This is a genomic window from Pseudomonas sp. P20 (assembly GCF_016463925.1).
Taxonomy (GTDB): Bacteria; Pseudomonadota; Gammaproteobacteria; order Pseudomonadales; family Pseudomonadaceae; genus Pseudomonas; species Pseudomonas aeruginosa.
The window spans coordinates 20,433-39,435 of record NZ_JAEMVM010000011.1 but is presented as its reverse complement, the minus strand read 5'-3'; the positions used below and the strand labels follow the sequence as shown (position 1 = coordinate 39,435).

General features: G+C 64.8%; 19 protein-coding genes and 1 tRNA gene. 5 read left to right on the top strand and 15 right to left on the bottom strand.

Features of this window, described 5'->3' with window-relative positions:
• Nucleotides 1-68 precede the first annotated feature (68 nt).
• Together JHD77_RS16750 and JHD77_RS16745 are read right to left on the bottom strand one after the other, a co-directional pair.
• The gene (locus tag JHD77_RS16750) at nt 69-1,220 is read right to left on the bottom strand and encodes a thiolase (protein ID WP_003112542.1); all 1,152 of its coding nucleotides are present in this window, start codon (nt 1,218-1,220) and stop codon (nt 69-71) included.
• Nucleotides 1,217-1,603 carry a Zn-ribbon domain-containing OB-fold protein gene (locus JHD77_RS16745; protein ID WP_011666727.1) on the bottom strand — a complete coding sequence of 129 codons (387 nt, stop codon included), beginning with the start codon at nt 1,601-1,603 and terminating at the stop codon, nt 1,217-1,219. The genes JHD77_RS16750 and JHD77_RS16745 overlap by 4 nt, the downstream gene beginning before the upstream one ends.
• A gap of 157 nt (nt 1,604-1,760) precedes the next feature.
• Between JHD77_RS16745 and JHD77_RS16740 the strand changes: the two genes are divergently transcribed.
• The gene (locus JHD77_RS16740) at nt 1,761-2,561 is read left to right on the top strand and encodes an IclR family transcriptional regulator (protein WP_003112543.1); all 801 of its coding nucleotides are present in this window, start codon (nt 1,761-1,763) and stop codon (nt 2,559-2,561) included.
• A gap of 39 nt (nt 2,562-2,600) precedes the next feature.
• Here the strand turns inward: JHD77_RS16740 and wapB are convergent, their stop codons facing one another.
• The 6 genes from wapB to dapA all read right to left on the bottom strand — a co-directional run bounded on the left by wapB (nt 2,601) and on the right by dapA (nt 7,649).
• A complete protein-coding gene (gene wapB / locus JHD77_RS16735; protein ID WP_004348414.1) occupies nt 2,601-3,593 on the bottom strand; it encodes a 1,2-glucosyltransferase WapB in 993 nt (330 codons plus the stop codon).
• A 350-nt stretch (nt 3,594-3,943) separates the two neighbouring features.
• Nucleotides 3,944-4,033 (bottom strand) — tRNA-Ser (locus tag JHD77_RS16730).
• Between the two features lie 93 nt (nt 4,034-4,126).
• Nucleotides 4,127-4,837: a phosphoribosylaminoimidazolesuccinocarboxamide synthase gene (gene purC, locus JHD77_RS16725; protein ID WP_003123204.1), complete on the bottom strand. Its 711-nt coding sequence runs from the start codon at nt 4,835-4,837 to the stop codon at nt 4,127-4,129.
• Between the two features lie 28 nt (nt 4,838-4,865).
• The gene (locus JHD77_RS16720) at nt 4,866-5,624 is read right to left on the bottom strand and encodes an MBL fold metallo-hydrolase (RefSeq protein ID WP_003123205.1); all 759 of its coding nucleotides are present in this window, start codon (nt 5,622-5,624) and stop codon (nt 4,866-4,868) included.
• Nucleotides 5,563-6,753, bottom strand: coding sequence for an outer membrane protein assembly factor BamC (bamC, locus tag JHD77_RS16715; protein ID WP_003086271.1), 1,191 nt, complete (start codon nt 6,751-6,753; stop codon nt 5,563-5,565). Before bamC ends, JHD77_RS16720 begins: the two co-directional genes overlap by 62 nt.
• A gap of 17 nt (nt 6,754-6,770) precedes the next feature.
• Nucleotides 6,771-7,649, bottom strand: coding sequence for a 4-hydroxy-tetrahydrodipicolinate synthase (dapA, locus tag JHD77_RS16710; protein ID WP_003086270.1), 879 nt, complete (start codon nt 7,647-7,649; stop codon nt 6,771-6,773).
• A 183-nt stretch (nt 7,650-7,832) separates the two neighbouring features.
• Between dapA and JHD77_RS16705 the strand changes: the two genes are divergently transcribed.
• Entirely contained in the window at nt 7,833-8,390 is a 558-nt protein-coding gene (locus tag JHD77_RS16705) for a glycine cleavage system protein R (protein ID WP_003086267.1), read from the top strand.
• A gap of 11 nt (nt 8,391-8,401) precedes the next feature.
• Nucleotides 8,402-8,875, top strand: a complete 474-nt coding sequence (locus JHD77_RS16700) for a peroxiredoxin (protein ID WP_019485402.1) — start codon at nt 8,402-8,404, stop codon at nt 8,873-8,875.
• A gap of 59 nt (nt 8,876-8,934) precedes the next feature.
• Here the strand turns inward: JHD77_RS16700 and JHD77_RS16695 are convergent, their stop codons facing one another.
• Both JHD77_RS16695 and JHD77_RS16690 read right to left on the bottom strand, forming a co-directional pair.
• Nucleotides 8,935-10,008: an AI-2E family transporter gene (locus JHD77_RS16695; RefSeq protein WP_003108615.1), complete on the bottom strand. Its 1,074-nt coding sequence runs from the start codon at nt 10,006-10,008 to the stop codon at nt 8,935-8,937.
• A gap of 33 nt (nt 10,009-10,041) precedes the next feature.
• A complete protein-coding gene (locus JHD77_RS16690) occupies nt 10,042-10,293 on the bottom strand; it encodes a sulfurtransferase TusA family protein (protein WP_003086258.1) in 252 nt (83 codons plus the stop codon).
• Nucleotides 10,294-10,455: 162 nt separating this feature from the next.
• Here JHD77_RS16690 and JHD77_RS16685 point away from each other — a divergent pair, with 162 nt between their 5' ends.
• The gene (locus tag JHD77_RS16685) at nt 10,456-11,889 is read left to right on the top strand and encodes a tetratricopeptide repeat protein (protein ID WP_003112546.1); all 1,434 of its coding nucleotides are present in this window, start codon (nt 10,456-10,458) and stop codon (nt 11,887-11,889) included.
• Between the two features lie 108 nt (nt 11,890-11,997).
• Here the strand turns inward: JHD77_RS16685 and nadA are convergent, their stop codons facing one another.
• On the bottom strand, nt 11,998-13,056 hold the full coding sequence (gene nadA / locus JHD77_RS16680) for a quinolinate synthase NadA (protein ID WP_003112547.1): 1,059 nt from the start codon (nt 13,054-13,056) through the stop codon (nt 11,998-12,000).
• 755 nt (nt 13,057-13,811) lie between these two features.
• Between nadA and mvfR the strand changes: the two genes are divergently transcribed.
• Nucleotides 13,812-14,810, top strand: a complete 999-nt coding sequence (gene mvfR / locus JHD77_RS16675) for a multiple virulence factor transcriptional regulator MvfR (RefSeq protein WP_003108614.1) — start codon at nt 13,812-13,814, stop codon at nt 14,808-14,810.
• Here the strand turns inward: mvfR and phnB are convergent.
• From phnB to pqsD, 4 genes are all read right to left on the bottom strand, one after another.
• Nucleotides 14,763-15,365 carry an anthranilate synthase component II gene (phnB, locus tag JHD77_RS16670; protein ID WP_003112548.1) on the bottom strand — a complete coding sequence of 201 codons (603 nt, stop codon included), beginning with the start codon at nt 15,363-15,365 and terminating at the stop codon, nt 14,763-14,765. The genes mvfR and phnB overlap by 48 nt on opposite strands.
• A complete protein-coding gene (locus JHD77_RS16665) occupies nt 15,343-16,935 on the bottom strand; it encodes an anthranilate synthase component 1 (RefSeq protein WP_003123211.1) in 1,593 nt (530 codons plus the stop codon). Before JHD77_RS16665 ends, phnB begins: the two co-directional genes overlap by 23 nt.
• A 117-nt stretch (nt 16,936-17,052) precedes the next feature.
• Nucleotides 17,053-17,958, bottom strand: coding sequence for a 2-aminobenzoylacetyl-CoA thioesterase PqsE (pqsE, locus tag JHD77_RS16660; RefSeq protein WP_003086247.1), 906 nt, complete (start codon nt 17,956-17,958; stop codon nt 17,053-17,055).
• A complete protein-coding gene (gene pqsD / locus JHD77_RS16655) occupies nt 17,952-18,965 on the bottom strand; it encodes an anthraniloyl-CoA anthraniloyltransferase (RefSeq protein ID WP_003117014.1) in 1,014 nt (337 codons plus the stop codon). The genes pqsE and pqsD overlap by 7 nt, the downstream gene beginning before the upstream one ends.
• Between the last annotated feature and the right edge of the window lie 38 nt (nt 18,966-19,003).

Genomic DNA, 19,003 nt, shown 5'->3' with positions numbered 1-19,003 from the left:
TTCTCGCGGGCGAGCGCGCCCGCGGGACGCCGCCACGGCAGCGCCCGGAAGACCTGTCGGCCAGGGGTCTAGAGCGTGTCGCCGGTGCCGAGCAACGCGGTTACCTGGCTGGACAGCGTGCCGCCGTTGCCGTGCAGCAACGCCACGTCGGCCTTGGCCAACTGCCGCTCGCCGGCCTGGCGGCGGAGCTGGGTCACCGCCTCGATGATCAGGAACATCCCGTACATCCCCGGATGCACGCAGGACAGCCCGCCACCGTTGGTGTTCACCGCCAGCTCGCCGCCGGGCGCGATGCGTCCGCCCTGGACGAATGGGCCGCCCTCGCCCTTGGCGCAGAAACCCAGGTCCTCGAGGAACAGCAGGGTGTTGATGGTAAAGGCGTCGTAGAGCATCACCAGGTCGATGTCGGCGTGCCGCACACCGGCCATCTGCATGGCTCGCGGAGCGCTTTCCGAGGCCGCCGTCACGGTGAGGTCGGGCATCGACACGATCGAGCGATGCCACTGCGCTCCGGCCGCGCCAAGGAAGTACACCGGCGCATTGGGCAAGTCGCGGGCGCGCTCGGCGCGCACTACCACGCAGGCGCCACCGCCGTCGGTGACCAGGCAGCAGTCGGCGGCACTCAGCGGGTCGCTGACCATCCGCGCGGCAAGGACGTCATCGACGCTCAACGGTCCGCGGGCGAACGCCTCGGGATTCAGGTTGGCCCATTGCCGGGCAGAGACCGCCACCTCGGCGAGCTGCTCGCGTGTGGTGCCGTACTGGTGCATGTGCCGGCTGGCCGCCAGGGCATAGGCGGTGATCGGGTGGCGCGGCTTGTAGGGCGTCTCGTGCCATTGTGGCTCGCTCATCGATACCAGGCGGCCGCCGGCGGTTCGCTGGTTGGAGCCGTAGCAGATCAGCGCAGCGTCGCAGAGACCGGCCTCCAGTGCCAAAGTGGCCTGCAGCAGGTGCAGCTCGAAACTGGAGCCGCCGATATTGGTGCCATCCACGAATTTCGGGCGGATGCCGAGGTATTCGGCGACCGACAAGGTGGGAAAGGCATGGGAGCTGGTGGCGGCGAAGATCGCGTCGATGTCGGAAAGCTTCAGGCCGGCATCGGCAATGGCCTTGAGCGACGCCTGGCCGAGCAGTTCGATGGCGCTGTAGCCCGGCGCCTCGCCGACGCCGGCGCTACCGATGCCGACGATGGCGGTCTTGCCACGGATGGCCGCGCTCATGGTCGTCCCTCCTGGTGGGGAACGAACACCACGACATTGGCACCGTCCTGCTCGACGATGCGCGCCTGCACACGGGTGCCGATCGGCAGGCTCTCGTGCCCGTCGATCCGCGACATCATGCGCACGCCCTCGTCCAGGTCGACCAGCGCGACATTGTGATTGCCGCCGCGGGAGCGATTGACAGTGATCGCGTAGAGCGTACCCAGGCCGCTGGCGGGAACCCACTCGAGATCAGTCTCGCCGCTACCCGGCACCAACTGGCGCGGGTAGAACACATGGCGACCGCTGGAACGGCTGCGCTGCAACATGAAACGGCCCTGGGCGAGAAACGCAAGGTACTGCGCCTCAGGTCCCGGAGTACTGCCATCGGGAAGATCTGCCACGAGGTTTCTCCTTTGTTCTTGTCGACCTTTGCTGCAAAGTGCATCGCGCTGGACGCCGAACCGGATACTGCTTCCGTCCCCGGTTGTACGTTCCGGAAGGCCAGAATATATTCACTATCGTGAATGTCAATCACAATACTGAATGAAAAGAGGAAAAATGACCAAGGACGCCACAACCAAAGGCACCAGCAGCAAAGATGTCGGCGCGGTAGTGAACGCCATTCAGATACTTCGCCACCTGGCCCACGCCGACGGACCGCAAGGCGTGGCCGCCATAGCTCGCGCCACCGGCATCAGTCCGAGCAGCGCCTTCAATATCCTGCGCACCCTGAGCAACGAACGGCTGACCTCCTTCGACGATGCGGGCAAGACCTACCAACTGGGCCTTGGCCTGTCGGAACTGGCCGTAGGATTCGTCGGACGCAGCTATGCCGACCTGATCCAGCCAGAGCTGGAGCGACTGAGCCTTGCCCACCACATCCTCATCGCCCTGTGGCAAGTCACCGACGATGCGCACATCCGCGTCATCGCCCTTGCCGCACCGCCCGTCGCCCACGTCAACGTCGCCGTCGGCACGCGCCTGCCGGAACTGGTCGGCGCCGCCGGGCGTTGCATTGCCGGCCTGCGCGAACTGCCGGAGGACGAACTGCGCCGCCGACTGACCCGCGTGCGCTGGGAAAATCCGCCGAGCTTCGAGCGCTACCAGGCCGAAGCGACCGAGGCCGTCGAGCGCGGCTGGGCTATCGACCAGGAACACCTCTACCGCGGCGTGAGCATGGTCGCCAGCGCCATCACCGACCGCGACGGACAACCGCGCTTCGCCATCTCCGCGATCGGCATCAGCGCCCAGCACCAGCCCGACGACCTGGAACGGATCGGCACCAGCCTGCGGGATACCGCGCGCTTCGTGAGCCGCGCGCTATTTCCCCAGGGCGAGGCACTGAAGGAGAAATCCTGAAATGGCATTCAACCCATTGAAAGATTAGCCGGCCAGCCGTCATCGACCCTCGACGCCGGTACCACCTTTCAACCCGAGGACCGGCAGATAACGGAGAAAGCGCCAGAATCGCTTCAGCGTCACCCGGTCCCACGCCCTCAGCGGCACCGAGCGGAACAACTGCCAGGCATATCGCCCATCCTGGACAACAGCCTTCTTCAGCGCCTTGTTCAGGATCAGTTGCCGGGCCCGGCGATAATTCGGGTGAGCCCGATAAGGCTCGATGGCTTGCATATCCGCCTCGTAATTGAGCTTGTACCTGCCGGACAGACCGCTTCCATGCCGGCGATAACGCCCCATGTAGGCCGGCAGTCGATGAATTTCATAGCCCTGCGCCGCGATCCTTAGGGTGATCTGGAAATCCTGCACGCGAATCGACGGGTCGAAGAAATCCGCCCGCTTCATCGCTTCCATGCGGTAGAGCGCCGTCAGCGGCATGACCACCAGGGTCTCGGCCAATGCTGCATCGAACCCCCAACGCTCCACACACCCCTCGCTGAAACCGTCTCGCGCCACTTCGTTACCGGCACTGTCGATACAGATATTGAAACCGCCCACGCACCCGACCTCGGGGTGCGCAAGCAAGTAGTCGACGCGCGTGTCGAGCGCTCCAGGCAGGAGAATGTCGTCCAGGTCGGGAGTCATCACGAACTCGCCCCGCGCATGACGCAAACCGTGATTGAGCGCGTCGCTCACCCCTCGGTTAGCCTGGCGGTAGAGCTGGAAGCCGTGACGCTCGCGGAGCATGGCGAGACGCTCATAGGTGTCGTCCGTGGATCCGTCATCCACCACGATCAACTCGAGATTGGGATAGCCCTGCGCGTAGATGCTGGCAATCGCCTCGTCCAGATACTTCGAGATATTGAAACAGGCGCAAACGACGGAAACGAGCGGTCGCATTTCTTCCTCCCCAGCCCCAGCTCCGGGACTCGGCACAAACCGATAACCTGGCTGTCCGCTGGAAGGAAACCGTGCCATGCAGCTCGGCCACACATCCGCGGCGCCTTCAAGCGCCGGGATACTAAGAAGAACCGCCCCGACCATCGAAACCGGCAGGTCGCCCGACCCGGCGCTCGAAGGACAGAAAATCGGAAGCAATGGAGAAATGCGCGCTCAGCGCACCCACGAAACCCAGACAGAGCGGGACGACCACCCAGAGGAGAAGGAAGGACAGAACGAAGGAAGGGCCCGCAGCATTCCTAGGAGAACTGCACGACCTGGCCAATACCCGAAACCATGGCACGGCTTTCTCGCCCGCCCCGCAGAGGGGACGCCCGAACGCTCGCCAGAAAAGACAAAGCCCCTGGAACGCCAGGCATTCCAGGGGCTTTGCTCATATGTAATGGCGGAGAGATAGGGATTTGAACCCTAGGAGCCATTGCTGACTCAACGGATTTCGAATCCGTCCCGTTCGACCACTCCGGCATCTCTCCGTGCGGCGCGCATGATACCAGCTTGTACGAAGAACGCGAAGCTTTCTTGAAGATTTTTTCGCGTTCTTTCAGATGGTTGCGCGCATTTTGAGGTTAAAGCGGCACGCCCAGGCGCTTGGCTACCTCTTCGTAGGCTTCGATCACATCGCCGAGGCCCTGGCGGAAGCGGTCCTTGTCCATCTTCTTGCGGGTTTCCTTGTCCCACAGACGGCAGCCGTCCGGGCTGAACTCGTCGCCGAGGACGATCTGGCCATGGAACAGGCCGAACTCCAGCTTGAAGTCCACCAGCAGCAGACCGGCATCGTCGAACAGCTTGTTCAGCACTTCATTGACCTTGAAGGAATAGGTCTTCATCTGCGCCAGCTGCTCGGGAGTGGCCCAGCCGAAGGCCTGGACGTGGGATTCGTTGATGAACGGATCGCCCAGGGCGTCGTTCTTCAGGAACAACTCGAAGGTGGGAGGAGTCAGGGCGATGCCCTCTTCCACGCCGAGGCGACGCACCAGGCTGCCGGCGGCGAAATTGCGCACCACGCACTCGACCGGGATCATGTTGAGCTTCTTCACCAGGCACTCGGTATCCGACAGCAGCTTGTCGAACTGGGTCGGAATGCCGGCAGCTTCCAGCTTCTGCATGATGAAGGCGTTGAACTTGTTGTTCACCGCGCCCTTGCGATCGAGCTGTTCGATGCGCTTGCCGTCGAAGGCGGAGGTGTCGTTGCGGAACAGCAGGATGAGACGATCGGCATCGTCGGTCTGGTAAACCGACTTGGCTTTGCCGCGGTAGAGTTCTTCGCGTTTTTCCATGATGGGCTCCGCTTACGGGTAATAGGGCCTAGGCGATCTCGCGCCAATCCAGGCCTGAATGCTGATCGGCCACCTGCAGCCAGCCCGGATCGCACCCGAGGGTGTCGACGAAGGTTTGCCGGGCCAGCTGCGGCGAGTTGTTCTTTTCGCTGAGATGGGCCAGCACCAGGTGCTGCATGCGACCCCAATCCAGCTGCTTCACCAGTTCTGCGGACTGATGGTTGTTCAAGTGCCCTCGCGAACCGCCTACGCGGGCCTTGAGAAAATAGGGATACGGGCCACCGGCAAGCATCGTGCTGTCGTGGTTGGCCTCGACCACCAGAGCATCCACCGCACGATAGCACTCCAGCACCTCGGCCGTGGCCATTCCCAGATCGGTGAGCATGCCGAAGCGCCGCTGCCCATCGGACAGCACGAACTGGGTAGGCTCGCGGGCGTCGTGCGAGACGCCAACCACCTGCACTTCCAGCCCGCGGATCGCCAGGCGCTGGCCGGCCCTCAACAGCTCGGCGGGGTGCACCGGGCGGCGCATGCCGCTCAGGGTACCCGCACTGAGATAGACCGGGATTTGGTAATGCCGCGCCAGCAGTTCGACGCCATGGATGTGATCGGCGTGTTCGTGCGTGACCAGGATCGCGTCCAGCTGCGCGGGGCTCAGCCCCAGGCGCGCCAGACGCTTGATGATTTCACGCAGCGGGAAGCCGCAATCGATCAGTATCCGGGTGTCAGAACTGCTCACCAAGGCCGAATTGCCCCGGCTTCCGCTGCCCAGAACCGCGAACCGCATTGCGCATGCTCTCCTGGAGTTTTTCCAGTACGTTTTGCGCGACATCGGCCGGCGCAGAGGTGTTGATGTCCTTGTCGACGGTGACCTGCACGGCGTCGCTGACGGTGGTCAGGCGGACCTGGTAGCGCTGCGCCTTGGCGTCTTCCTCTTCCTTGGTCTTCTCGCCGCCGCCGAACAGGCGACTGAAGAACCCGGGCTTGTCTTCGTCGGGCTTCTTCGCCCCTTCGGCGATGTTCACGTAGTACACGCCAAGGCTGCGGTTGAGGTCGTCGACGCGGATATCGGCGTTATCCAGGGCACGCCCGACACTGACCCAGGAGCGGTCGAAGTCGGATTGCAAGGTCAGCACCGGGTTGCCGCTGCCGTCCTTGCTCAACTCGAAGGTGCCGGGCGTGTCGTAGATCGAGTTGGCTGCCAGCAGGGAGACCGAGCCGCCCTGCTCGGCGCTGCGCGCCATGCTCGCGACCATCTCGTCGAGCAGCGCCGCGTCGAGGCTCGGCGCCACCGACTTGCTCGGCCAGCTCGGGCTGCTGGTGTCACCGGCGGCGCGGGTCTGGCTGAGCACGTAGACCTCGCTGGTATTGCTTTGCACGCCGGGCTCGATACGCACCCGAACCCGTGCCTGGCCGTCCGGCTCGACACCGCTCACGCGGCTGCTAAGGCGGCGTGCCAGCGGCGCGGAAAGCTGCGACAGCGATTGCCAGTCGGAACTGAACTCGCCGGTCTGCGGGCGCTCGTCGGCGATGCGGAAACCGTTCTCCTCGAAGAACTGCCGGGCCACCGGCCAGACTTCCGCCGGCGGACGCTGGGCCACGACCCAGCGGCTATCACCGCTGCGCTGCAGGCTGTAGTCGCTGATGTCGCCGGCGTTGGCCAGCGGCTGCGGACGCGGAACCTCGTACTCACCCTCTTTTTCGTGGGTGGTGGCGACGTTCAGCGGAATCGGCAGCAGCGGATCGAGCGGCTTGCTGTGCACCCCTTCGGGCAATTGCATGGGAGGCGTTTCGCGGGCGCCGAGGTAGTCGTCACCGCGGTCGCGGAAATAGCCCTCCGGCCCCCACAGCCAGCCGCAGCCGGAAGTGTTGCCGATAACCAGGGCGAGGGCGGTCAGTCCAGCCAGTCGCTTCATTGCGTGGAGCTCCTTGATCAAGCCAATACGCCGGTCTGGCGCATGGCCTGACGCAGCGGCTCGTGGCAACGCGGGCTGAGCCAGGTCAGGGGCAGGCGGATGCCCTCGGGGATCAGACCCATCTCATGCAGGGCCCACTTCACCGGAATGGGGTTGGATTCGATGAACAGCGCCTTGTGCAGCGGCATCAGGCGATCGTTGATGGCGCGCGCGGCTGCGGCGTCGCCGCGCATGGCGGCGGCGCACAGGTCGCTCATGGCGCGCGGCGCGACGTTGGCGGTCACGGAGATGTTGCCCTTGCCACCCAGCAGCATCAGCTCGACGGCCGTGGCGTCGTCGCCGGAATAGACGAGGAAGTCCTTGCCGACGCGCTCGATGACTTCCTTGGCGCGTTGCAGGTCGCCGGTGGCCTCCTTGATGCCGATGATGTTCGGCACCTTGGACAGGCGCTCGACGGTCTCCGGAAGCATGTCGCAGGAGGTGCGGCCCGGTACGTTGTAGAGGATCTGCGGGATCGCAACGGCTTCGGCGATATGGCGGAAGTGCTGGTACATGCCTTCCTGGGTCGGCTTGTTGTAGTACGGCGTCACCAGCAGGCAGGCGTCGGCGCCGCCGCTTTTCGCGGCCTCGGTCAGCGCCACCGCCTCGCGGGTGGAGTTGGCGCCGGTGCCGGCGATCACCGGGATGCGGCCCTTGACCTGGTCGACCACGCGACGGATCACCTGGATGTGCTCTTCCACGTCCAGCGTGGCCGATTCACCGGTGGTGCCGACGGCGACGATGGCGTTGGTGCCTTCCTGCAAGTGGAAGTCCACCAGCTTGGCGAGGCTGTCCCAGTCCAGTCGACCCTGAGCATCGAAGGGGGTGACCAGTGCCACCATACTGCCCGCAATCATGCAACCGCTCCTGCCGCGAAATTAAAGCGGTAATGGTACTGTCGGCGGCAGGCCTTGCACAAGACGAGCGCCACCTCGTCGGAAGCCGCTGACAGGCGGCAGACGTTTCCCTCGGCGGCGCTTTTCGCTACCCTTCCCGCTTTAGGTACGGCCCGTGCCGCCAGCGTATTCCAGGAAAGTTGAATGTCCACCAGCCAACCCCGCGAACAATTCCTTCTGATCAGCGCCCTCGGCCCCAATCCGATGGAGCTGACCACCCTGCTCTGCCGCGCCTGCGTCGAGAGCCGCTGCGCCGTGGTCAGCAGCCGCCTGACCCGCCACGGAGAGTTCAGCGCCCTGGTGCTGCAGATCTCCGGAAGCTGGGATGCCCTCGCCCGCCTCGAGGGCAGCCTGCCGGCCCTCACCAAGCGCGGCGACATCACCCTCAGCATGACCCGCAGCAACGCTCACGTGACCCGCGCCCAGGCGTTGCCTTACGTGGCCTATGTCAGCGCGGTGTATCGCCCGGACATCCTCAACGAACTCTGCCAGTTCTTCATCGACCACAACATCGAGCTGGAGAACCTGACCTGCGACACCTACCAGGCGCCGCACACCAACACCACCATGCTCAACGCCACGATTACCGTGACGCTGCCCGCCGGCACCCAGATCAGTTGGCTGCGCGACCAGTTCCTGGACTTCGCCGACGCCCTGAACCTGGATGCCCTGATCGAACCCTGGCGCCCCCAACACCCCTGAGGAGCCGAGCCATGCCGGTCGCAATCGACAAACCCGTACCCGACTTCACCGCCCCCGCAACCAGCGGCAAGGAGGTGACCCTGTCCGCGCTGAAGGGCAAGCAGGTCGTCCTGTACTTCTACCCGAAGGACAGCACCCCCGGTTGCACCACCGAGGGCCAGGGCTTCCGCGACCAGTACGCGGCGTTCCAGAAGGCCAATACCGAGGTCTTCGGCATCTCCCGCGACGGCCTGAAGTCCCACGAGAACTTCAAGTGCAAACAGGAATTCCCCTTCGAGCTGATCAGCGACAAGGATGAAGCGGTCTGCCAACTGTTCGACGTGATCAAGCTGAAGAAGCTCTACGGCAAGGAATACATGGGCGTCGACCGCAGCACCTTCCTGATCGACAGGGACGGCGTACTGCGCCAGGAGTGGCGCGGCGTGAAGGTGCCCGGGCATGTCGACGCGGTTCTCGCCGCCGCCCAAGCGCTCAGCGGCACCTGAGCCCCGCCCCGAAAAAAAGGCCGCATCCGCGGCCTTTTGCATTTTTCATGCGGCCGATGCTATCGCGTGGCTGCCGGAGTCTCGGGAAGGTCCTTGGGCCAGGCATCCAGCACCGCTTTCACCAGGGTCGCCAGGGGGATCGCGAAGAACACGCCCCAGAAGCCCCAGAGCCCGCCGAACAGCAACACCGCGCAGATGATCGCCACCGGGTGCAGGTTCACCGCCTCGGAGAACAGCAGCGGCACCAGCACGTTGCCATCCAGCGCCTGGATGATCGCGTGGGCCACCATCAGGTAGATGAACTGGTCGCTCCAGCCCCACTGGAAGAAGGCGATCATCGCCACCGGTACGCTCACCACCACCGCGCCGATGTACGGCACCACCACCGACAGGCCGACCAGCAGGGCCAGCAGCGCTGCGTAGTTGAGCCCCAGGTAGGCGAAGGCGATGTAGGTCACCGCGCCGGTAATGACGATCTCGATGACCTTGCCGCGAATGTAATTGGCGATCTGCTGGTTCATCTCGGCCCAGACCTGTTTCATCAGCCCGCGCTCGCGCGGCAGGTAGCGGTGGAACCAGGTATGGAAGCGCTTCTTGTCCTTGAGGAAGAAGAACACCAGGATCGGCACCAGCACCAGGTAGATCATGACGTTCACCACCACCGGCAGGCTGGCCAGCGACGAGGTCAGCGCCCACTGGCCGATCTGGCCGAATTCGCCGCGCGCGGTCTCGATGGCCTTGAGCACCTGCTCCTCGCTGATCAGGCTGGGATAGCGCTCGGGCAGCATCAGCAGCACGCTCTGCCATTCGCCGAGCATCCGCGGCAGTTCGTTGAACAGGGTGAACAATTGCTGCCAGAGCAGCGGCAGCAGGACCACCAGGAACAGCGCCAGCAAGCCGAGGAACAGGCTGTAGACCAGCCACACGGCGAACAGGTGCGGCACCCGGAAGCGTTCCAGCATGCCGACCACGCCCTGGATCAGGAAGGCGATCACCATCGCCGCCAGTACCGGCGCGAGCATCCCGCCGAAGGCGAGGATGACGCTGAAGCCGAGCACCAGCATGATCGCCAGCACCACTGCCTCCTCGTCGGAGAAGTAGCGCTGCATCCAGTCGCGTAACACCTTGATCATCGGAAATCCTGAATCGGAACGGCGAAGGCTCCGCTAACGCTTGCGCAGCCAGTATCGATAGACGCCTTCGGCGGCCTCTTCGCGCAGCAGTTCATGGCCGGCGAGCTGGGCGAAGGCCCGGAAGTCTCGCTGCGACCCGGCATCGGTGGCGATCACCTTGAGCACCCCGCCGCTGGGCAGGCGGTTCAGCTCCAGCTTGGCCTTTAGCAGGGGCAGCGGACAATTGAGACCACTGGCATCCAGCTCCGCGTCACATACCAGGGGGGATGAATCGTTATCCGTCATGACAGCCTCTCCCGAAGGGCCGACAAGCATACCCAAGCCTATCCGCCGCTGGCCAGTTGAAACGGCGCTCGAAGTCCAACAGCTTCGGGTCTCGGGCAGATACCTAGGCAGTGCCGATAACCAACGGCTAAAGTAAGGCCTTTGCCAACCTGAGCCTCCTGCATGAATGTACTGCGCCCTGCCCTGTTGACGCTCGCCTGCATGCTCGCTTCGCCGGTCATGTCGGACGATCTGCCCTCCCTGGGCGACGCATCTTCCTCGATCGTTTCGCCGGAGCAGGAGTTCCAGCTGGGCCGCGCCTGGCTGAGCATGCTGCGCAACCAGGTCGATGCGATCTCCGACCCGCAGCTCAAGGACTTCGTCGAAAGCAGCGTCTACCGGCTGGCCGAAACCAGCGACCTGCAGGACCACCGGCTGGCCTTCATCCTCATCCGCGACGCACAGATCAACGCCTTCGCCGCGCCCGGCGGCGTGATCGGGGTCAACGGCGGGCTACTGCTCAACGCCCAGACCGAAGGCGAGTATGCCGCGGTGCTGGCCCACGAACTCGGCCACCTGATCCAGCGCCACTTCGCCCGCGGCATCGAGGCACAGCAGCGCATGCAACTGCCGGTGATGGCAGCGATGCTCGCCGGCATCGTCGCCGCGGCCGCCGGCGCAGGGGATGCGGGTATCGCGGCGATCGCCGGGACCCAGGCGGCGGCGATCCAGAACCAGTTGCGCTTTTCCCGGCAGAACGAGCAGGAAGCCGACCGCGTCGGCGTCACCAACATGGTTCGCGCCGGTTACGATCCGCGCTCGATGCCGAACATGTTCGAGCGCCTGGCGCGGCAGTACCGCTACGACGGCAAGCCGCCGGAGTTCCTCCTCACCCACCCGGTCACCGAATCGCGTATCGCCGACACCCGCAACCGCGCCGAACAGTATCCCCAGGGCGGCAAGGAAGACAGCCTGCGCTACCAGCAGATGCGCGCGCGCACCCAGTTGCTCTTCGAGGAAACCCCGGGGATGGCCGGCAAGCGCTTCCGCGCCATGCTCAACGACAATCCCAAGCTGGATGCCGCGCGCTACGGACTGGCCATCTCGCAGACGCGCATCGGCCAGCTCAACGATGCCCGTGACAACCTCAGGCAATTGCTGGCGAAGGCACCCAACGACGTGGCCTACAACCTGGCCCAGGTCGAGCTGGACATCACCGCCAACCGCCTTCCGGATGCCGATCAGCGGTTGAAGAAGATGCTCGCCCAGTTCCCCAGCAGCTACCCGCTGAAACAGGTGCGCGCCGACCTGATGCTGAAGATGGGCAAGCCGCAGGAATCGGAGAAGATCCTCGACGACCTGAGCAAGGCGCGGCCGCTGGACCCGGATGTCTGGAACCGCCTGGCCGAGGTGCGCAGCCTGACCAACAACGCCATCGGCGTGCACCAGGCCCGTGCCGAGTACCTGTCTCTGACCGGCGACTACCAGGCCGCCATCGAGCAGCTCGATTTCGCCAAGCGCCGCGCTGGCGGCAACTTCCAACTGGCTGCGCGACTCGACGCTCGCCAGCAGGAAATTCGCCAACAGGAAAAGATGGTCAAGGAAATGTTCCGCTGAGCGGCATATCCGAGGAAAAACACCCGGCGAAGCTCATCGAAACAGGGGGTTGGGCGAACAACCGCACCGCGCTTACTCGCCCTACGCAGCGGCACGCCCTCGCCAGGATCAGGCGTTCCCGGCCTGGCGCAGGCGCGCGGCCTGGGTGAAGTCGAGCATGCGCTTGAGCGGACGGACCGCCCTCGGGATCAACGCCGGGTCGACGAAGATTTCCCCGCTGCCTTCGCGCAGGCAGGCCAGGGTCCGCTCGAGCGTGTTCATCGCCATCCACGGGCAGTGCGCGCAGCTGCGGCAGGCGGCGCCGTTGCCGGCGGTGGGGGCCTCGATGAAATCCTTGTCCGGGCACAACTGCTGCATCTTGTAGAAGATGCCGCGATCGGTGGCGACGATGAAGGTCTTGTTCGGCAGGGTCTGCGCGGCCTTGATCAACTGGCTGGTCGAGCCCACGGCATCGGCCAGCGCGACCACGCTTTCCGGCGATTCGGGGTGGACCAGGATGGCGGCGTCCGGGTAGAGCGCCTTCATGTCTTCCAGCTGCTTGGCCTTGAACTCCTCGTGGACGATGCAGGCGCCATCCCAGAGCAGCATGTCGGCCCCCGTCTCGCGCTGGATGTAGCGTCCCAGGTGCTGGTCCGGCGCCCAGAGGATGGGCTCGCCGTTGTCCATCAGGTGTTCGACGATCTCCACCGCGCAACTGGAGGTCACGACCCAGTCGGCGCGTGCCTTCACCGCCGCGGAGGTGTTCGCATAGACCACCACGGTCCGTTCCGGGTGCTGGTCGCAGAATGCCGAGAATTCATCCACCGGGCAGCCCAGGTCGAGCGAGCAGGTCGCTTCGAGGGTCGGCATCAGCACACGCTTCTCAGGGTTGAGGATCTTCGCCGTCTCGCCCATGAAGCGCACCCCGGCCACGACCACCGTCTGCGCCGGATGCTGGTTGCCGAAACGGGCCATCTCCAGCGAATCGGATACGCAACCGCCGGTCTCCTCGGCCAACGCCTGGATCACCGGGTCGCAGTAGTAATGCGCCACCAGTACAGCATTTTGCGCCTTCAGTTCGGCCGCGATCGCCGCGCGATGCTCGGCGCTCTCCTGCTCGCTCAACACACGGGGTTGCTTGGCGGCCAGGTGGGCCTGTACCAGGAGTCGTTCGGAAATGTGCGTCATAGTCGCTACACCTGAAGGCGCAACAGCGCGTCTCTCGATTTTATACCCGGCGGCAGGCTGGACCGCAGGGAACTGACGATTGCAGGTTTCGGGCACGGCACCCGTGTCCCCTTGAGCAAACCCCGGGGATCCGCCTGCAAGGCCGCGGATTCTAACCGCATAGGTCGCGCCAGGGCCATCCCGGCATCCGTACCGGCCTGGCCGGTGGCTACGCTAACAAAAGACATAGGTTTCGGTCGTTAGACCTACGCGACATAATTTTTTCGTTTCTTAGAACCGTCCCTGGCTCGGCTCGCTCCACGACCGAACACGACATGCCGGCATGCCAGCATGCCAGCGTTAATACTTTGGTATTAGGCCCTTGGTATTAACGTTAAATAACCGGTAAATATCCGGATTTTCTTTTCGTCGAATTTACGAGCAATATGAAACATATTTCGTTGAAATAAGCTCTTCTTTCACATAATTATAAAAATATCCTGAAACAGAGCCGTCATCCCTCACCTCCAAAACGACGACTCCCCGTGCCGTGCGCCCGCCGCGCAGAAAGCGAGCCGGCGGCCGATTCCACCCTCGCACGCCAGCCCTTGCGCTTCACTGACCGACGGGAGGTTTCCCCGATGAAAACGTCATCCAGAAGACAAGTTGAAACACTCGGGCGCTATCTATCGAGTCCTCGACGCTTCTTCCACAGTAGCGGCAACCTGACCCGATCAAGGGAAGCGGCACGCGCCACCCAATAAAAGGAATAAGGGATGCCTATTCATAACCTGAATCACGTGAACATGTTCCTCCAGGTCATCGCCTCCGGTTCGATTTCCTCCGCTGCGCGGATCCTGCGCAAGTCGCACACCGCGGTCAGCTCGGCGGTCAGCAACCTGGAAATCGACCTGTGCGTGGAGCTGGTCCGTCGGGACGGCTACAAGGTCGAACCCACCGAGCAGGCGCTTCGCCTGATCCCTTACATGCGCAGCCTGCTGAACTACCAGCAGCTGATCGGCGACATCGCCTTCAATCTCAACAAGGGTCCGCGCAATCTCCGGGTGTTGCTGGACACCGCCATCCCGCCGTCGTTCTGCGATACGGTGAGCAGCGTACTGCTCGACGATTTCAACATGGTCAGCCTGATACGCACCTCGCCCGCCGATAGCCTGGCGACGATCAAGCAGGACAACGCGGAAATCGATATCGCCATCACCATCGACGAGGAACTGAAGATCTCCCGCTTCAACCAGTGCGTGCTCGGCTACACCAAGGCGTTCGTCGTCGCCCATCCGCAGCACCCGTTGTGCAATGCCTCCCTGCACAGCATCGCGAGCCTGGCCAATTACCGGCAGATCAGCCTCGGCAGCCGCTCCGGGCAGCATTCGAACCTGCTGCGGCCGGTCAGCGACAAGGTGCTCTTCGTGGAAAACTTCGACGACATGCTGCGTCTGGTGGAAGCCGGCGTCGGATGGGGCATCGCGCCGCATTATTTCGTCGAGGAACGCCTGCGCAACGGTACCCTGGCAGTCCTCAGCGAACTCTACGAACCGGGCGGCATCGACACCAAGGTGTATTGCTACTACAACACCGCGCTGGAATCCGAGCGCAGCTTCCTGCGCTTTCTCGAAAGCGCCCGCCAGCGCCTGCGCGAACTCGGCCGCCAGCGTTTCGACGATGCGCCGGCCTGGCAACCGAGCATCGTCGAAACGGCGCAGCGCCGCTCAGGCCCGAAGGCGCTCGCGTACCGCCAGCGCGCCGCACCAGAGTAGAGCGTTCTCCAGCAGACGCTGGCCGTGGGTGGTGAGAATCGACTCGGGATGGAACTGCAAGCCCAGCTGTCGATTGCGCGGATCGGCCATCGCCATGATCTCGCCATCGGCATCGGCCAGGCAGTCGAAACCTTCCGGCAGGCGACTGACCACCAGCGAGTGGTAGCGCGCGACGCGCAGGTCAGCGATGCCGTCGAACAGCGGGTGACGCTGATCGAAACGCAGGGACGTGCTCTTGCCGTGCAGCGGCTTCCTCGCCTCGCCCACCGCGCCACCGGCGGCCAGCGCCAGCGCCTGGTGGCCGAGGCAGACGCCGAGCACCGGCAAGCGCCCGCGGGCCCAGGCGAGCAATTCCAGCATGCAGCCGGCGTCTTCCGGCCGACCGGGCCCCGGCGACAGCACCAGCAGTTCGCAACCGTCGGCCAGCAATGCCGCCTGGATCGTCGGCAACGGCGTATCGTTGCGCATCACCCGGACCTCCGCGCCGAGCAGGCAGAACTGCTCGACCAGGTTGTAGGTGAAGGAATCGAAGTTATCCAACAGCGTGATGCGCATCGCGCTCTCCCCTTTCGCGTTCGGCAGCGGCCACGGCGGTCAGCACCGCCAGCGCCTTGTTGCGGGTTTCCTCGGCCTCCAGCCGTGGATCCGAATCCAGCACCACGCCGGCGCCTGCCCGGACCCGGGCGATACCTTCGCGGACCTCGGCGGAGCGGATGACGATGCTGGTATCGAGGTTGCCGGCGCTGTCGAGAATGCCGATCGCGCCACCGTAGCTGCCGCGATAGCCATCCTCGTACTGCCGCAGCAACTGCATGGCACGGACCTTCGGCGCACCGACCAGGGTGCCCATGTTCAGGCAGGCACGGTAGGCATGCAGCGCATCCAGTTCGCCATGCAGTTCGCCAGCCACGCGCGAGACCAGGTGCATCACGTGGCTGTAGCGATCGACCTTGAGCATGTCGCGCACCTGCCGCGTACCGCTGCGGCAGACCCGCGCCAGATCGTTGCGCGCCAGGTCGACCAGCATCATGTGCTCGGCGATCTCCTTGGCGTCCAGGCGCAACTCCGCTTCCAGGCGATTGTCCAGTTCCGCATCGATGGCGCCCCGGGCATCGCGTCCGCGCGGGCGGGTGCCGGCGATGGGATAGAGTTCCACCTCGCGACTCTCCGCGTCGTACTTCAATGCCGACTCCGGCGAAGCGCCGAACAGGCAGAAGTCCCCCGCATCGAGGAAGAAGCGGTACGGGCTGGGGTTGCGCAGGCACAACTGGCGATAGGCCCGCCAGGGGTCCGCACACGGCATGCTGAAGCTGCGCGACGGTACGATCTGGAACACGTCGCCGGCCCTCACGTGGGCCTGCAGGCGCTCTACCTGGCGGGCAAAGCTCGCATCGTCCAGGTCGACCTGGTAGTTGCCGGCCCGTACGCCTGCCACCGGCGACTCGGAAGCCTCCTCCACGGCGCCATGGAATTCGTCGGCACACTGGCGCAGGCTGGCGGCCAACCGGTCGTGCCCGGCCGGATCGTGGACGAACGCCTGCAGCGAAGTCCGGCGCGCCAGGTGATCGATGTCCAGCAGCAACTCCGGCACCAGGAACAGGTAGTCCGGGCAATGCCGCGCAGGTTCGGCCGGCGCCGGCAAGGGTTCGAACTGCTCGGCCAGGTCGAAGCTGAACAGGCCGCCCAGCAGCGCGGGCCCCTCCGCGTCGCCCAGCGTTCCGAGCACGCGGCGCAGCGCCTCCAGGCTGGACAGGCCATGCAGGCGTCGCCACTCGTCCGCATGCGACTCTTCCTGGGGGAAGCGCCAGTGCAGGGTGTCGCCGTCACGCAAGCAGGTGACCTGGGCCGGACAGGCCTCGCTCAACGGCGCCAGCAAGGCGCGTCCGTTGGAGTTCAACGCCCGCAGCACCACATCGCGCCCCCAGCACTCGATGCGCAGGCAGCTGGAAAGGATCGCCACGCTACGCCGCGCAGCCTTGCTGTCCACGTCGAAGCAGTCGAACAGCATCCGGTTGGCGCCGGCCATGCGCCAGATCGACAGCGCCTCCGGCACCAGCGTGCGGTACTCCAGACTTTCTTCCAGTCGATAGCCAACCCCGCTCACGAGCCACCTCCTCGCGCCCATGGGCGACTGGCCTGCGCGACGCTAGCGCGCAACGGCATGTTCATCATCGGTAACCCCCCTTTTCCCCCAATTGCGACCGCTGCCGTCGGCGGCGATCGCCGCAATGGATGTCCCGTCTCAGTCCAGAGGCAGCGCCTGGCGGGAGAGAATCTCCAGCATCCGGCGCATGCTCCCCAGGTGCAGTTCGCCGGGCAGGAAGTCGACGCTCTGCCCACCCCAGGCGCGGTGCAGCTCCTCGCTCAGTTCGTCGAGGGATTCGCCCATGGACTGGCGCCAGAGCAACCGCCGGCACAGGCGCAGACACTCGGTATAGGCCGACTCGGCCCCATCCGCGGCCAGCCGCCCCCGCAGCAGGCCGCCGTGTCCCGGGATCAGTTGCAGCAGGGTCGGCAGACGCTGCAGACGTTCCAGGGACTCCAGGTAAGCCTCCATGTCGTCGAACACCAGCGGCCGCCACACCCCCTCTGCCTCGTCGAACTCGCCCAGGGCATCGCCGCAGAACAGGCGTCGGCGTCGCACGTCGTAGAAAACCACGTGATCGTCGCTGTGGCCGTGGGCCTCTATGACCTGCAGGCGATGCCGCGGTCCCAGCTCCAGCCACTCGCCGTCGGCCACCGCGCGAACCGGCAGAGCGTCCCAGGCACAGGCCTCGGGCAACCGCTGCTCCGCACGCAACAGTTGCCGGTTCAAGCGCTCGACCACCCGCACCGCGCTTTCCGACTTCCAGGCCTGGCAGGTCCGCTCGGACGCCAGGACCTGTACGTTCGGCAGCCGCGGACACAGGTAGGGCAGCAGGCCGCAGTGGTCGTAGTGCTTGTGGGTGATCAGCCAGTAGTGCACCTGGGACGGGTCGGCGACCCAGCGGCACAGGTCCGCCCAAACCAATTCGGCATCCCGGCTGATCCCTCCTTCAACCAGCGCCCAGCTCGCCTCACCGAGACGCAGCAGGAACACCGGCACCTGGACGTCCCCCAACAGGCACAGGTCATCATCCAGTTGACCGGGAGCCGAAAGCCTCAACATGGCCGGTTCACCTCCTCAGGTTTGCGGTACAGCGCCGCGCCCCAGGTCGCGCCGGAGCCGTAGGTCAGGACCAGCACCCGCTGTCCCGGCTGGATGTCCGGCCAGAACATCGCCAGCGTGACCGGGGTCGAGGCCGAAGCCATGTTGCCCAGACGATCCACGGTCACCGCGAACTTGTGCTGGGGAATGCCCAGTTGCTCCTGCACCGCATCGAGGATGCGCAGGTTCGGTTGATGGCAGATCACATGGTCGATGTCGTCCAGGGTCAGCTCATGGGCCGCGAGCATTTCGCCGGCGATCCGTACCAGGGTCTGGCTGGCATGCTCGAACATCGGCCGGCCGCGCATGAGGAACTCGCCCCCGCCCTCGCGCAGGACATTCTCGTCGAGGAAGGTCGGCGAGGCACTGCCCGGCGCCGCAGTCATCAGCAGGTCGAAGTAGTTGCCGTCGGCGCCCAGGCGCAGGTCCAGCAGGCCGTCGTCGAGGCTCTCGCCGGCGCTCACCACCACTGCGCCGGCACCGTCGCCGAGCAGGATCGACAGGTTGCGGCCGCGGTCCGAACAGTCCATGCGCTTGGACAGCACCTCGCCGCAGACCACCAGGACATGCCGTGCCAGCCCGGCGAGGATCTGCCCGCGAGCCATCTGCAAGCCGTACAGCAACCCGCTGCACTGTGCCCGGATATCCAGTACCGGGATGTGCCGCAGGCCCAGCAGCGGCTGGATCAGGCAGGCCTGGGACGGGTCGTGGTGGTCCGGCGACAGGGTGTTCACCAGCAACAGGTCGATGTCCTCCGGCAGCAGCCCGGCAGCCTCGATGGCCTGGCGCGCCGCCGGCACCATCAGCGCGCTGACCGCCTGTTCCGGCTCGACGTGATAGCGGGTGCGCACGCCGGTACGTTCGACGATGAACTCGTCCGACGTATTGATGCGCCCTACCAGGTCATGATTGCTGACCTGGCGTTTCGGCAGGCTGAAACCCAGCCCGGCCAGGATCGGATTACCCATGTGCAGCCCTCCTCGGACACCGTGGTTCAACATGGCGA